The organism is Kribbella polygonati (assembly GCF_050320105.1).
Classification (GTDB): Bacteria; Actinomycetota; Actinomycetes; order Propionibacteriales; family Kribbellaceae; genus Kribbella.
In genome coordinates this window covers 5,000,783-5,014,514 of the sequence record NZ_CP190129.1, presented here as the reverse complement: position 1 = coordinate 5,014,514, position 13,732 = coordinate 5,000,783, and the positions used below count along the sequence as shown (strand labels likewise).

The following is a 13,732-nucleotide window of genomic DNA, read 5'->3' as shown; positions in this document are numbered from 1 at the left end:
TTCGTTCCGCTTGGGTCAGCCGATCAGGCCGAGGTCCTTCACCGCGTCGCGCTCCTCGCCGAGCTCGGCGGTCGAGGCGTCGATCTTGCCGCGGGAGAACTCGTTCAGGTCCAGGCCCTGGACGATCTCCCAGTTGCCGTCCTTCGTGGTCACCGGGAAGGACGAGATCAGGCCCTCCGGGACGTCGTACGAGCCGTCCGAGACGACCGCCATCGAGGTCCAGTCGCCCTCGGCGGTGCCCTTCAGCCAGTCGCGGGTGTGGTCGATGGTGGCGGCCGCGGCGGAGGCGGCCGAGGACGCGCCCCGGGCCTCGATGATCGCGGCGCCGCGCTTCTGCACGGTCGGCAGGAAGTCGCTCTCCACCCAGGCCTGGTCGTTCACGACCTCGGCGGCGTTCTTGCCGGCCACCTCGGCGTGGAAGATGTCCGGGTACTGGGTCGCGGAGTGGTTGCCCCAGATCGTCATCTTCTTCAGGTCGGTGACGTGCACGCCGGCCTTCTTCGCCAGCTGCGCCAGCGCCCGGTTGTGGTCCAGCCGGGTCAGCGCCGAGAACCGCTCGGCCGGGATGTCGGGGGCGTTGCTCTTCGCGATCAGCGCGTTGGTGTTCGCCGGGTTGCCGGTCACCGTGATCCGGATGTCGTCGGCGGCGTGGTCGTTCAGCGCCTTGCCCTGGCCGGTGAAGATCGCGCCGTTCGCCTCCAGCAGGTCGCCGCGCTCCATGCCCTTGGTCCGCGGCCGCGCACCCACCAGCAGCGCGACGTTGACGCCGTCGAAGACCTTGTTCGGGTCGTCGCCGATCTCGATCCCGGCCAGCGTCGGGAACGCGCTGTCGTCGAGCTCCATCACGACGCCCTCGAGCGCCTTCAGCGCCGGGGTGATCTCCAGCAGCCGCAGCTCCACCGGGGTGTCGGGACCGAGCAGCGCGCCGCTCGCGATCCGGAACAGCAGGCTGTAGCCGATATTCCCCGCGGCCCCGGTAACGGCCACCTTCACCGGTGTAGTGCTCACGACTCGCTCCTAGCTCATCAGATTGTGTGCTTGGGACGCTAGCAAGCCGCGTGCCCGGTACCAACGCTGGGGGCCGCGCGATTACCTCACATCCCGATGGATCGTTCACCGATCGGTCATCCGGCGTACCTCACCGGGCCGACGCCGTGCCTGAGGGTGAGCTGAGAGTCCCCTGACGTGTGAGGAGTACCTGATGAAGCTGTCCAGCCGGTGGTTGCCGGTTGCCGCGTCGGCGCTGGCTGTGGCCGCCGCCGTGGTGGTCCCGTCCGCTTCGCCCGGTGTAGCCGGCGAGAAGCACGACGATTTCGTGATCGTGGGGCACCGGGGCGCGTCCGGGTACCGGCCCGAGCACACGCTGGCGTCGTACGAGCTGGCCGCCCGGATGGGGGCCGACTACATCGAGCCGGACCTGGTCACCACCAAGGACCACGTGCTGGTCACCCGGCACGAGCCGGAGATCAGCGGTACGACGGACGTCGCGAACCACCCGGAGTTCAAGGACCGCAAGAAGACCAAGATGCTCGACGGGGTCGCCACCACCGGCTGGTTCACCGAGGATTTCACGCTGGCCGAGCTGAAGACGCTGCGCGCGGTCGAGCGCATCCCGGCGGTCCGGCAGCACAACACGGTGTTCAACGGGCGGTACCAGATCCCGACGTTCCAGGAGGTGATCGACCTGTCGAAGCGGCTCTCGAAGGAGCTCGGGCGGCCGATCGGGATCTACCCGGAGACCAAGCACCCGACGTACTTCCGTGCTGAGGGCCTTCCGCTGGAGCCGCTGCTGGTGAAGGCCCTGAACCAGAACGGGCTGAACCGGCCGGGCGCCAAGGTCTTCGTGCAGTCCTTCGAGGTCGCGAACCTGAAGGCGCTGCACAAGGAGCTCCGGGTCCCGCTGGTGCAGCTGACCAGCGCGAGCGGCGCGCCGTACGACTTCGTGGTCTCCGGCGACAAGCGCACGTACGCCGACATCGTCAGCGCGGCCGGGCTGCGCGAGGTCGCGACGTACGCCGACGGGGTCGGTCCGTCGAAGGACCAGGTCATCCCGCTCGACGCGACCGGCAAGCTGGGTACGCCGACCGCGCTGGTCTCTGATGCGCACAAGGCCGGGTTGGTGGTGCACCCGTACACGTTCCGGGTCGAGAACACGTTCCTGCCAGCCGAGTTCGACAGCTCGGCGGTGCCGTCGGACTCGGGCAACCTGTTCGGCGAGATCGCGGCGTACCGGCGGGCCGGGATCGACGGGCTGTTCACCGACAACACCGACATCGCGGTGGCCGAGGAGAAGGAAGCCCGCTGAAGCTGGAAAGATGAGCGTGTGGAGCGGCGGACGGGTTCGGGGCTGGCGAGTGTCGAGGCGGAGCAGGACGGGACGTTCGTGCTGCGCGTCGACGGGTCGCCGCAGTCGCAGGTCGACCTGGCCGATCCGAGCCACCTGTCGTTCGAGTACATGCGCCGGATCGGCGACGTCGTGGACGCGATCGCCCCACGACGTCAGCCGATCGCCGTCGTGCACGTCGGCGGCGCAGCGCTGAGCCTGCCGCGGTACGTCGCGGTCACCCGTCCGCGGTCCCGCCAGATCGTGCTCGAACCCGACGAGGACCTGACCGACTTCGTCCGCGAGGCGCTGCCGCTGCCGAAGCGCTCCGGTATCAAGGTCCGCCCGGTCACCGGGCGGGCCGGCATCACCGAACTGTACGACGACTCGACGGACGTGCTGATCCTCGACGCGTTCGAACACGAGGCGGTGCCGGCGAACCTGGTGACGGCGGAGTTCTTCGCCGAATGCGCCCGGGTCCTGCGGCCGACCGGCGTACTGGTGGCGAACCTCATCGACGGACAGGCCGGGCTGCCGTTCATCCGCCGTACGGCCGCCACTGTCCTGGCCGCGATCGGCCCCGGCGCCGTCCTCGCCGAACGCAAGATCCTCCGCGGCAAAGGCTTCGGCAACGTCATCCTGGTCGCCTCCCGCCACCCGCTCCCCGACCTGGTCGACGCAGGCCGCCGCGCCCAGCCGCCATACGACGCCATGCCCCTCCAAGACCTGGCCGGCAAAGCCACACCCCTCACCGACGCCGCCCCCTTCACCCCACCCCGAGCCCCCGCCTCAGTCTTCCGCAGCTAACCACCCCTGCGCCCCGCTCCGCTTGCGCTCCGAACCTTGCCCCTCCCGCGCCGAGCTCCGCCCCGCGCCTCCCGCTCCCGCGCCCAGCTCCGCCCGCCTCGCGCCTCGCGCCTCCCGCGTCCCGCGCCCGCGCTTCAGCCGCCCGCGCGTCCCGCGTCCCGCGTCCCGCGTCCCGCGTCCCGCGTCCCGCGCCTCCGCCGCCCGCCCCGCCCCGCCCCGCGCCCGCGCCCGCGCTAGCACCCCGCTCCCGCGCCCCGCTCCGCGGGGTCAGCTTGTGCTGACCGGCTGGCTGGTGCTGATCCGATCCAGCGTGCGAGCAACGGCGGCGCGTTCTTCGTGTGTTCCGCCTACGCTGCGCACCAGGTGGTCGAGCCGATCGCGCCCGGGCGAGCGAGTGCCTCGGAGCCAAGCCTGGATTGTCGCCCGGGGAATGCCCGTCTCGTGTGCGAGGACCCGCAACGACCGCGGCCGGACCAGCGCCGCCACCGCTGCGCCCAGCTCCTCGAGCGACTCGGCATCGTCGAGCAGCCCCACGACATCCCGCGGATCCCGGCTCGCCTGCTCCCAGCGGCGCCGCCATACCGGCATCAGATCAGCCGGAACGCCGCACCCACCGAGAAACGCCGCCGCCACCTCCCACGTCGGCAGCTGCCGCCCGCTGGTGGCGCGGATCAGATGCGCGTGGGAGTAGTGCGCCCGCTCCGCCAACTCGCGGTACGTCAGCCCCGCGTGCCGCCGTACCCGCCGCAGCGCCGCCGCGAATCCCTCGACCTCCTGCACGTGATCAAACATAACCCAACATGTTTCAACAACTCAAGCGCCAGTTACCCTTGAGGGCGTGTCTGTCGCCAAGGTCGCCGCCCTCGCCTACTACCCGGTGAAAGGCCTCGCCGGGGTCCCCGTCGACGCCGCCGAACTAGGCCCAACGGGCCTGCGCGACGACCGCCTCTTCATGCTCGTCGAACCCGACGGCACCTTCCTCAGTCAACGCAAACTCCCCGCGATGGCGACCCTCCGCGCCGCCCTCGCCGGCGACGTACTCCGCCTCTCCGCCCCGGACGCCTCCGACCTCGACGTCCCGATCCGGTACGACGGGAAACGCCGCGACGTCAGCCTGTTCGGCAAGTGGTTCGGGCAAGGCGTCGTACAGCACCCGGACGCCGACGCCTGGTTCACCGAACGCCTCGGCACGCCGGCCGCCCTCGTCCGCGTCACCCCCGAACACGACCGCCCAGGCTGGGGCGCCCACCGCGGCCTCACCGGGTACGGCGACGCGCACGCGCTGATGATCACCTCACAGTCCTCCCTCGACGGCCTCAACGCCCGCATCCTCGAACACGGCGGCACCGCCATCCCGATGAACCGCTTCCGCCCCAACCTCGTCATCTCCGGCTGGCCCGACCCCCACACCGAGGACCACGTCCTCCGAATGACCGCCGGCACCGCCGAAATCGGCTACTCAGCCCGCGGCATCCGCTGCGCCGTACCCACGGTCGACCAGTCCACCGGCACCAAGTCCGGCCCCGAACCCACCCGCACCCTCGCCACCTACCGCCGCGAACCGGCATACGGCGGCGGCGTCAGCTTCGGCATCAAAGCCGCAGTACTAACCCCGGGCACCATCCACGTAGGCGACGAAATCACCGTCCACGAATGGATCCCCACCAACACCGACCCCGCCCACCCAAGAACTGACAACTGAGCAGCTACATCGAGAAGAACTACCAGGTAAGCCACTAGCCGGGGAGAAGCTGACAGGCAAGCCAGTACCCGGGGAGAAGCTGACAGGCAAGCCACTACCCGGGGAAAAGCTGACAGGTCAGCATCTACCCGCATATCAGCAAGCGCTCAACCTTGGATGAGTTGACGGGCGAGCGATCAGCCTGCAAGGGCTGACACGAGAGCAGCTGACGAAGGGCTTCATGGGAGCAGTTCCAACGCGTCGCGATCCGCTGGGGGATCACCTGCGGAGAACGGTCGGCGGGCGAGCGACCACCTGGGGAAGTGGTGTCAGGTTAATAGCTACGCGGGTAAGCGCTGCTAGGTGGGGAACTGCTTGAGTACGGGCGGCGGGTGAGCGCTAGGTGGGGAACTGCTTGAGTACGGGCGGCGGGTGAGCGCTAGGTGGGGAACTGCTTGAGTACGGGCGGCGGGCGAGCGCTAGGTGGGGAACTGCTTGAGTAGGGGCTGCGGGTGAGCGCCAGGCGGGACCCGTTGGGAGGCCAATCCCCTTAGCTGAGGGCGGCAGCGAACTGGTTGTGGTGGGTGGTCCACCAGTGGCGTCGGCGGGTGTACTTTTCGATGCCTCCGTGATGATTCAGGAGGGCGACGGTGTTTGGGTCGCCCGTGTTGAGGGTGCGGCGTGCGGCTGCTTCGATTTGGGTGAGGGCGTCGTCGATGGCGGTGAGCAGTTCTGTGCGGCCGGCTCGGTCCAGGCCGTAGGCGTCGGCGATGAGGCGTAGGCGTGCCGGCCGGTCGGCGGGTTGCCAGCCGATGCGGGCTTGGTCGAAGTCGTCCTCGATCGGTACGCAGAGCCGGGCGAGCTGGGCGAGATCGTAGAAGGGACGGCCAGGGGCGGCGAACTCGAAGTCGAGCAGCGCCACCGCGATGCCGTCGCGGAAGACGACGTTCGAGAGTTCTATGTCGTTGTGACAAACCAGGGTCCCGCCGACGGGGTCAGCGAGGCTGTCGTTCCAGGTGAGTCCCTGAGCGTCGAACCCGCGAGCGGCGTCGTGCAGCCCGCGCAGCAGCCGCGCGATGGACGCCAGTGCGGTGTCAGTCTGGCTCCAGTCCGGGTACGGCGCGACGGGGACCTCGCCCTCGATGAACACGAGACGCTCGCGGCCGTCCTGGTCGATGCCGACCGGCATGGGTACGCCGTCGAATCCGGCGGCTTTCACCGCCCGCAGGAAGGCGTGAACCGAACGCGAGTGCGGACTCGACGGCCGAAGCACATGCGGACCGGCACGGACGACCTTGCCCGCGTTCGCGATCCCGCCTTCCAGTTCCTCCTCGGCCATACCGGAAGCCTGACAGACGGAGGCGCTGTCAGGCTGTCGCCAAGGACGGCGGACCTGTGCTGGTCAGCAGGCGACGCGGGAGCGGCCGGTTACCGCCTTGTAGGTGCAGGTGTCGAAGGTTTTGCCTGCTGGGGTTTGGAAGCGGGCGGTGTCGCCGGTGTTGTTCCAGACGTACCAGCTCTGGTTCCAGTACAGGGTGAGTGCGCGGTTGCGGTTCTTGCCGGTGCGGACGATCACCGTCGAGCGGCCCGGCAGTACGTAGCCGCGTGGGAACACGAAGACGTGGTTCGCGGCGTCCAGGACGCGGAAGCCGGACAGGTTGATCGGGCGCGAACTGATGTTCCGGACCGTGAAGAACTCGTTGTTGATCTGGGCGTTGGTGCGGGTGTCGGGGCCCGGCGGGTCGTACTGGATCCCGCCCAGGACCGCCGTGATCGCCGCGTCGGCCGTCAGTGGTGCGAGGACCGCGGTACCGGCAAGCACCACGGCGGCCGTCGCGGCGGAGAAGAGCGTGCGAAAACGTCGTACGAACACAGGAAATGCCCCCTTGGCAGTGGGCCGATGTCCCCCCGGCCCGGTGTGCATGAACTGCCGGTTCCCCCCGGCGGTCGCACACGCTAGCCGTCACGCTCCGTGCTCGTCAAGGCCTCAGGAAAGCGTCGTCGGAACGCCGTGTGCGAGCATTTCCACGCGGTCCTCCAGGTCGGCCTCGCGGAACGCGGCCAGGAACTGTTCCGGGCCCTCGCTGAAGTGCGTCCAGCCCTCCGTGTGAACCGGGACGATCACCGCGTCGCCGAGGATCCGGGCCGCCTCGACCGACTCCGCCGACGTGAGCGTCAGGTTCGCCCCGTCGAGCAGTCCGGTACGCGCGGCGCCCGCGAACAGCACCGCGACGTCGATCGGTGCGAACCGGTCGGCGATCTCCTTCACGTGGCCCAGGGAAGCGTTGTCGCCCGACACGTACACCGTCGGCAATCCCTCGCCCTGTAAGACGAATCCGGTCACGAACCCGACCACCGCCTCCGCACCCTGGGGGCCATGCAGTGCCGGTACGCCGGTCACCGTGACCACTCCGCCGTCCGGCCGCGGGAGTTCGATCGACTCCCAGTTCTCCAGGCCGCGGACGCCCTCGATGCGCAGCGCCGCTCCGGGCGTCGACAGTACGGTCGGCACCGACGACAGCAAGGACCGGCCGGAGTCGTCGAGGTTGTCCTTGTGCTCGTCGTGCGAGAGCAGTACGACGTCGACCGGGCCGAGGTCCGCGGCCGGGATCGCCGGGCCGGTCAGCTTCGTCATCACCCGTCCGGGCAGCTGGTAGTCGCGCGGCTCGTCGAAGGCCGGGTCGGTCAGGAACGTGATGCCGCCGAGGTTCAGGACGGCGGTCGGGCCGCCGATGTGCGTGATCTTCATGACCACGATCCTCCGCGCCGGCGAACGCCCGGACCATTGGCCCGGGAGCCATAGTTACCGAAGATCGGGCCATACTGGGTCCATGCGTACAGTCGCGGTTCTCGCGTACCCCGGGATGAGCCCGTTCCACCTGTCCGTGCCGTGCTTGGTCCTCGGCGAGCGGCGCGGGCTGCCGGACCGGTACGACGTACAGGTGTGTGCCGAGCAGCCCGGGTCGTTCCCGACGAGCGCCGGGTTCGGGATCACCGTCGACCACGGGCTCGACGCGATGGAGCGGGCCGACGTCGTCGTACTGCCCAGCTGGGAGCCCGGGCTCGTCGCCTCCGACGTACTGCTGGCCGCGATCCGGCGGGCGCATGAGCGCGGCGCGACCGTCGTCGGGCTGTGTGTCGGGGCGTTCCTGGTCGCGGAGAGCGGGATCGCCGAGGGGCGTGAGGTGGTCACGCACTGGCGGTTCGCCGACGAACTGCGGTCACGGTACCCGGCGCTGAAGGTCCGCGCGGACGTGCTCTGGTCGGATCAGGGCGACCTGGTGACCTCGGCCGGTACGGCGGCGTCGCTGGACTGCTGCCTGCACCTGGTCCGGACCCACCACGGGTTCGAGATCGCGGAACAGGTCGCCCGGGACATCGTGGTCGCGCCGCACCGCAGCGGGTCGCAGGCGCAGTACATCCCGGTCCCCGTACCGCCCGACCCGGCCGACGACGTGATCGAGAAGGCGATGGTGTGGGCCCGGTCGCGGCTCGACCAGCCGGTGACGCTCGACGAATGGGCCGGCGCGGTGGCGTTGTCACGGCGTACGTTCACCCGGCAGTTCCGGGCGCGGACCGGGAGCTCCGGACAGGCGTGGTTGCTGCGGCAGCGGCTCGACCGGGCCCGGTTGTTGCTGGAGACAACCGATCTGTCGGTCGAGCGGGTCGCGGGCGAAAGCGGGTTCGGCAGCAGCGACGCGCTCCGGCACCACTTCCACACGGTGCTCGGTACGACGCCGCAACGGCATCGGCAGGAGTTCTACAGCAGCACGAGCAGGATGTAGACCACCGGCGCCGCGAACGTGACCAGCAGGATCCAGGCCATCATCCGGTGCGCGGGTTTGCCCCGGTCGAGGGACGAGGCGAAGTACAGTACGGCGCCTTCCTCGGTGTGCCGGCTCAACCCCATCTTCCGGGCCTCGTCCGGCCGCGGATCCGGACGCTCCTCGGCCAGCGCGTCCGGATGGATCCCGTAGTGCGCCGGCCCGGCCCGATCCACGTCATCACGCTCGAAGAACATCCAGCCTCCCGCGGGTTGGTGGACCAGTCGCCCAACCATGGTCGCACCAACCAGCGAGAAGAGTGCTGAACTACTCGAAATCGGCGACCCAGGCATGCCGGTCGGCCGTACCGGTCAGGCACAGCAGGATCTTGCAGTGCGGGTTGCTCGCATAGCCGACCGCAAGCGTCTTCAGTCCGCAGTTCAGGACCGTGCTGCGGCTCTGCGACATCATCTGGTTGTACGCCTGCTGAGCCGTGTAGTCGTCGCCCCCGGCGGTCGTATTCGAACCGCTGGAGCTGTTCGTGGAACCGGACTTCGACCGGCTCTTGGCGTCAGAGCGGGCGCTCGTTGTCAGGCCCGGGTCCTGCTCGAGGGGTGCGCAGCCGGCGTTCTGGCGGGCGCTGTCGAGCATGTCGAACAGCTGTAGCTCGTCGGGGGTCATGCCACCGTCGCGCGCCGGAGGAGGCGGCGTCGTCGGGGGTGGGGTGGTGGGGGTGGGCTTCGTGGTGGTGATGGTGCGGCCCGGGGAGGTGGGGGCCGTGGTGGGGTTCGTCGACGTGGACGCCGAGGTGGGGGCGTCGGTCGGGGTGCGGGTGGGCTTCTTGGTGGGGGAGTCCGTGGGGGTGTCGGTCGGGGAATCCGTCGGGCTGTCCGTCGGCGTGGCGGACGGCGTGTCCGTGGGGGTCGCGGTCGGGGTCGCCGTGGGGGTTGCCGTCGGCGTGACCCGGGCGGACGGGGTGGCGACCGCTGCCTTGGTGGAGGGGGTGATGTAGGTGTCGTCGGTGCGCGTCACCATCGGCACCGACGCGTCCGCCGGGTCGTTCTGCGGTTGGTGCAGAAGGATCCAGGAGATCGGCGTGATCACCAGAAGCACGGACGCCACCGCAATAACCGCCCGCCGCCCGCGGGAGGCGCGCCCGACACGACCAGCACTCCTACGACCCGGCCCAGAACCACCGGGGCCGGAGCTGCCGGGGCCCGTACCGCCGGGACCCGAGCCACCAGCGCCTGAACCGCCGGAGCCTGAACCGCCGGGGCCTGAGCTACCAGGGCCTGAACCGCCGGAGCCCGAGCCACCAAGGCCCGAACGGCCGGGGCCCGAACCGCCGGGGCGGGTTCCGGTGCCGCCGGCGCCTGAGCCGCCGCGACCGGCTGCGGCCGCTACATGCTCGCCGTCGGTTGCATAAGCTCCGGCGCCCGTGAGGCCGCTCGCCGCCAAACCACCAGCACCCGCGGCGGCGCCGGTACGCCCGGCACCGGCAGCGGATCCGTGTTCGCCTGCGGCGGCGGTACGTCGAGCATCTGCGGTGCCGTAGTCCCCAGCGGCACCCGTACGCCCAGCACTTCCCGCGGCGCCGTACTCCCCGACGACTCCACCACCTACGGCGGCGCCGTACTCACCTGCGACGGCTCCACGACCAACCGCGGTGCCGTACTCACCTGCGACGGCTCCACCAGCTGCTGCGGTGCCGTACTCACCTGCGACGGCTCCACGACCTACCGCGTCGCCGTACTCACCTGCGATCGCTCCACCAGTTGCTGCGTCGCCGTACTCGCCTGTGCTCGTCTGGCGGGCACCTGCCGCGGCGCCGTATTCGCCTCCGGCGGCCGCAGCACCTGCGGCGGCTCCACCAGTTGCTGCGGTGCCGTACTCGGCTCCGGTGCGGCGAGGACTTGTGGGGGTGCTGTAGGGGTCGGCTGCTTCGGTCAGTGCAGCAGCCGACGGGGTGGTGGTTGGAGTTGGTGACGGGGTGTCGTACTTGGTTGTGGTGTTGGTGCGGTCGGCGCCGGCGGCTGAGCCTGCGGCGGCGAGGCTGCCGGCTGCGGAGCCGGCAGCTGCCAGGCCTGCTGCTGCGCTGGTGTCGGCTGCGCGACGCGGGGTCCTGGGGGCGGGCGTGTCGGGTACGCGGCGCGGGCTGGTCGCGGAAGTTTCCGTGCTGCCGGTGCTGCCGGTGCTGCCGGTGCTACCCGTGCTGCCGGTGGTGGCGGCCAGGCGGTCTGTGGAGGCTGTGCCGAACCAGGTGTCGGGCTCGGAGTTCGCGCCTGCTGCGGGGCCGAGGGAGGCCCAGTCGTCTGCCGCTCGGCGGGAGGACCAGGTGCCGGCGGTTTCACCGAGGGGAGCGGACGCCGGAGTACCAGCGGTGGTTCCGCGGGCCGCGGACCGGCCGGCGTCGGCCGCCGGGGCGTCGGCGGACGACCCGAGACGGATGGCTGCGGTAGACCCGAGGGAGGCGTCAGCGGTTGACCCGAGAGGGGTGGGGGTCGACCCGAGCGAGGCGTCGGTGGTGGACCCGAGAGCGTTGGCGGTGGTTGACCCGAGAGGAGCGGAGGTCGACCCGAGCGAGGCGTCGGTGGTGGACCCAAGACGGTTGCCGGCGGTAGACCCGCGAGGGGTGGAGGTCGACCCGGGCGAGGCGTCGGTCGACCCGAGGGGGGTGCTGCTGTCGTACGCGGGTCGGTTGGGTTCTCCGGTGCGGGCGGGGCGGGGGTCTGGGGTTAGGGACTGGTTCACCCAGGAGGGGGTGCTGCGGTGCGGAGCCTCGGGGGACCTCGGCTCGGGGGCCGAGGGCTCGGGGGTGGCTACCTCGGGGGTTGTGTAGCTGGGGAGTGCGCCGCGGGGGGCGTACTGCGGTGTGGCCGGGCGGGACTGGTTGCTGCCGGCCCAGAACGGGGACTCCGTACCGCCCTTGGGTGCGTTCGCCCAGAACGGGGACTCGTCGCTGGAGCGTGGTGCGTACCGCGGCGGTTCGGGCGGTGTGGGCGGGGTGGATTCCGCGGGCGGAGTAGGACGGTTGCCGGAGCGCGACGAGCGGGCCGCTCGGGTCGCCTTCCGTCGTGGTTTGTACCGGCCGTTGCCGGACTCGGACATTAGTTCGTTGTTCCCTTCGAAGTCGCGCCCCCAAGACGTGCCTCATCAACGAGACGAGCCTCACCAGCCGCCTCACCGGAGCCCCCCAGGAACGTCCGGCAACATGACAAGGACGGAGTTACCCGCCGCGACCGACCCATAACCGGTCGGACATTGTGGCCTTGGGACAACGTTCCAGCCACAGTCGGTGCTTTCGAGACAATGACAGCCATCAGCTTCGGCCGAAGTCCTGGACCCAGCTGCCGGGTCCGTAGTCGGAGCGCACCTGGCCGGGGTCGTAGCCGATGCCGATCGTGGTGAACCGGCAGTTAAGGATGTTCTTGCGGTGCCCGTCGCTCTGCATCCAGGCGGCGACCACCTTCTGCGCGGTGTCGTACCCCGCGGCGATGTTCTCGCCCCAGGTCGACCCCTTGTACCCGGCGGCCGCCATCCGGTCGCCCGGGTCCTGGCCGTCGGGGTTGGTGTGGTCCATGTAGTGCCGCCGGACCATGTCCGACGCGTGCTTGCCGGCCGCCTCGACCAGTGCGCTGTCCAGCTTGAGCGGACCGCAGCCCTGCTGCTGGCGGATCTGGTTCGTGTAGTCGAGGACCTGCCGTTCCTGGGCGTTCGTCCCGCCACCACCGGCCGGCGGCTGCGGGGTGTCGCTCGGGGACGGCTCGGTCGTCCGGGTCTTGGTCGGCGTACTCGACGGCTTGCCAGGCGTCGTACTGGCGCTCGGCTTGGGCCGGACGGTCGCACCGCTGGTACTGCGGGGCGCGGTCGGTGACACGGTCACCGTCGTGACCCCAGCGGTCGGCGTGGTGACGGAGCCCGCGGACGAAGGCGAAGACGAGGGTGACGACGAAGGCGAGGCCGAAGCTGACGACGAAGCGGGTGCCGAGCCGACGACGGCCGGACCCACCACGGCAGTGGTGGTCGCGCCGTTCGGCAGGGTCTTGGTGATCGTGATCATCGGTCCCGTGGAGGTCCCGGCAACCGTCGTAGCGTCGTCCACGCGGCTGTTCTCGACGACGTTCACGACCCGCTCGGCACCGTCGGTCCGCGAGGTCCCGTGCGACATCAGCCAGACCACCGGGCCGATCGCGACCAGCACCGAGAGCGCGCTGACAGCGGGGCCGACCAGGCCGCGGCTCCGCCGGGGAGCTCGTCTACTGCCGCGGTGCCGCCGGGGGGTTGGCGAATCCGTCATGGGGTGGGCGAATCCTCTTCGTTTCTTCGTGATACCGAAACAGCGCGTCGTTCCCCGTGGTACAGCCAGGTCCCCCCTGGTCACCGAACAGCGACCTTAACCGACACGCGAGGTCATCGTTACGCGGGCGTGAACCCTCTTAACGAATCCTGAAGAAAACGATTGACTGAAAGTCGCCCACCGGCCGTTGTCAACCGCCGAAGTCCTGCACCCAGCTCCCGTTGCCCCACTCGGGTTTCACCTGGCCGGCGTCGTACCCGATGCCGATCATCGAGTATCCGCAGTTCAGGATGTTCGCACGGTGCCCGGGGCTCTTCATCCAGCCCTGTACGACGGCCGCCGGGCTGGTGTACCCGACCGCGATGTTCTCGGCCATCGAGCCGCCGCCGAAGCCGGCCGCCTTCATCCGGTCGAACGGGCTGCGGCCGTCGAGGCTGTCGTGGGCGAAGAAGTGCTCGGCGACCATGTCGGCGGCGTGTGCCTCGGCCGCCCTCGTCAGCGACTTGTTCATCCTCAGTGGACCGCAGCCGGACTTCGCGCGTTCCTGGTTGGTGAGTACGAGCACCTGCTGCTCGGCGGACCCGTTCCCCTCGTCCTCGGACTTCGGCGGCTTCGTGGTCTTGCTCTTCGTCGGCGTAGGAGTCGGCGGAGGCGTGGGTGCCGGCGTCGGCTTGGGTGAAGCAACCGGAGTGCGAGTAGCACGCGTCGGAGCAGGCGTGCGAGAAGCAGTGTGAGTGGGAGTGAGAGTCGGGGTTGGCGTTGGCTTGGGTGTGTACGTCGTCCGCGTAGTACCCCGGCTGGGTGCTGTAGCGGAGCGCGTCGGTGTCGTCGTGGCGACCGGCGAATCCTGGCTGGTCGGG

General features: G+C 70.0%; 15 protein-coding genes. 4 read left to right on the top strand and 11 right to left on the bottom strand.

Annotation, left to right across the window (positions count from 1 at the left end):
- Positions 1 to 15 precede the first annotated feature (15 nt).
- A complete protein-coding gene (locus tag ACQHIV_RS23725) occupies positions 16 to 1,008 on the bottom strand; it encodes a malate dehydrogenase (protein WP_427885197.1) in 993 nt (330 codons plus the stop codon).
- A 193-nt stretch (positions 1,009 to 1,201) separates the two neighbouring features.
- On the opposite strand from ACQHIV_RS23725, the gene ACQHIV_RS23720 reads away from it, so the two are divergent.
- Together ACQHIV_RS23720 and ACQHIV_RS23715 are read left to right on the top strand one after the other, a co-directional pair.
- A complete protein-coding gene (locus ACQHIV_RS23720) occupies positions 1,202 to 2,305 on the top strand; it encodes a glycerophosphodiester phosphodiesterase (RefSeq protein ID WP_427885195.1) in 1,104 nt (367 codons plus the stop codon).
- An 18-nt stretch (positions 2,306 to 2,323) separates the two neighbouring features.
- Positions 2,324 to 3,130: a spermidine synthase gene (locus tag ACQHIV_RS23715; protein ID WP_427885193.1), complete on the top strand. Its 807-nt coding sequence runs from the start codon at positions 2,324 to 2,326 to the stop codon at positions 3,128 to 3,130.
- A 267-nt stretch (positions 3,131 to 3,397) separates the two neighbouring features.
- On the opposite strand, the gene ACQHIV_RS23710 is transcribed toward ACQHIV_RS23715, so the two are convergent.
- Entirely contained in the window at positions 3,398 to 3,910 is a 513-nt protein-coding gene (locus ACQHIV_RS23710; RefSeq protein WP_427885192.1) for a helix-turn-helix transcriptional regulator, read from the bottom strand.
- A 58-nt stretch (positions 3,911 to 3,968) separates the two neighbouring features.
- Between ACQHIV_RS23710 and ACQHIV_RS23705 the strand changes: the two genes are divergently transcribed.
- The gene (locus ACQHIV_RS23705; RefSeq protein ID WP_427885191.1) at positions 3,969 to 4,832 is read left to right on the top strand and encodes an MOSC domain-containing protein; all 864 of its coding nucleotides are present in this window, start codon (positions 3,969 to 3,971) and stop codon (positions 4,830 to 4,832) included.
- Between the two features lie 529 nt (positions 4,833 to 5,361).
- Here the strand turns inward: ACQHIV_RS23705 and ACQHIV_RS23700 are convergent.
- The 3 genes from ACQHIV_RS23700 to ACQHIV_RS23690 all read right to left on the bottom strand — a co-directional run bounded on the left by ACQHIV_RS23700 (position 5,362) and on the right by ACQHIV_RS23690 (position 7,560).
- Positions 5,362 to 6,150 carry a phosphotransferase gene (locus ACQHIV_RS23700; protein ID WP_427885190.1) on the bottom strand — a complete coding sequence of 263 codons (789 nt, stop codon included), beginning with the start codon at positions 6,148 to 6,150 and terminating at the stop codon, positions 5,362 to 5,364.
- 63 nt (positions 6,151 to 6,213) lie between these two features.
- Positions 6,214 to 6,684: a lamin tail domain-containing protein gene (locus ACQHIV_RS23695; protein WP_427885189.1), complete on the bottom strand. Its 471-nt coding sequence runs from the start codon at positions 6,682 to 6,684 to the stop codon at positions 6,214 to 6,216.
- A gap of 114 nt (positions 6,685 to 6,798) precedes the next feature.
- Positions 6,799 to 7,560 carry an MBL fold metallo-hydrolase gene (locus tag ACQHIV_RS23690; protein WP_427885188.1) on the bottom strand — a complete coding sequence of 254 codons (762 nt, stop codon included), beginning with the start codon at positions 7,558 to 7,560 and terminating at the stop codon, positions 6,799 to 6,801.
- Positions 7,561 to 7,642: 82 nt separating this feature from the next.
- On the opposite strand from ACQHIV_RS23690, the gene ACQHIV_RS23685 reads away from it, so the two are divergent.
- Complete coding sequence (locus ACQHIV_RS23685; RefSeq protein WP_427885187.1) at positions 7,643 to 8,596, top strand: GlxA family transcriptional regulator; 954 nt, start codon at positions 7,643 to 7,645, stop codon at positions 8,594 to 8,596.
- Here ACQHIV_RS23685 and ACQHIV_RS23680 read toward each other — a convergent pair.
- The 6 genes from ACQHIV_RS23680 to ACQHIV_RS23655 all read right to left on the bottom strand — a co-directional run bounded on the left by ACQHIV_RS23680 (position 8,572) and on the right by ACQHIV_RS23655 (position 13,437).
- Positions 8,572 to 8,832, bottom strand: coding sequence for a hypothetical protein (locus ACQHIV_RS23680; protein WP_427885186.1), 261 nt, complete (start codon positions 8,830 to 8,832; stop codon positions 8,572 to 8,574). The two genes, ACQHIV_RS23685 and ACQHIV_RS23680, sit on opposite strands and share 25 nt — an antisense overlap.
- A 70-nt stretch (positions 8,833 to 8,902) precedes the next feature.
- A complete protein-coding gene (locus ACQHIV_RS23675) occupies positions 8,903 to 9,697 on the bottom strand; it encodes a CAP domain-containing protein (protein ID WP_427885185.1) in 795 nt (264 codons plus the stop codon).
- A gap of 278 nt (positions 9,698 to 9,975) precedes the next feature.
- Entirely contained in the window at positions 9,976 to 10,194 is a 219-nt protein-coding gene (locus ACQHIV_RS23670) for a hypothetical protein (RefSeq protein ID WP_427885184.1), read from the bottom strand.
- A gap of 117 nt (positions 10,195 to 10,311) precedes the next feature.
- Entirely contained in the window at positions 10,312 to 10,446 is a 135-nt protein-coding gene (locus ACQHIV_RS23665; RefSeq protein ID WP_427885183.1) for a hypothetical protein, read from the bottom strand.
- Positions 10,447 to 11,894: 1,448 nt separating this feature from the next.
- Positions 11,895 to 12,872 (bottom strand): CAP domain-containing protein, encoded by a 978-nt coding sequence (locus tag ACQHIV_RS23660; RefSeq protein ID WP_427885182.1) that lies wholly within the window; start codon positions 12,870 to 12,872, stop codon positions 11,895 to 11,897.
- A gap of 190 nt (positions 12,873 to 13,062) precedes the next feature.
- Positions 13,063 to 13,437 (bottom strand): CAP domain-containing protein, encoded by a 375-nt coding sequence (locus ACQHIV_RS23655; protein ID WP_427885181.1) that lies wholly within the window; start codon positions 13,435 to 13,437, stop codon positions 13,063 to 13,065.
- Between the last annotated feature and the right edge of the window lie 295 nt (positions 13,438 to 13,732).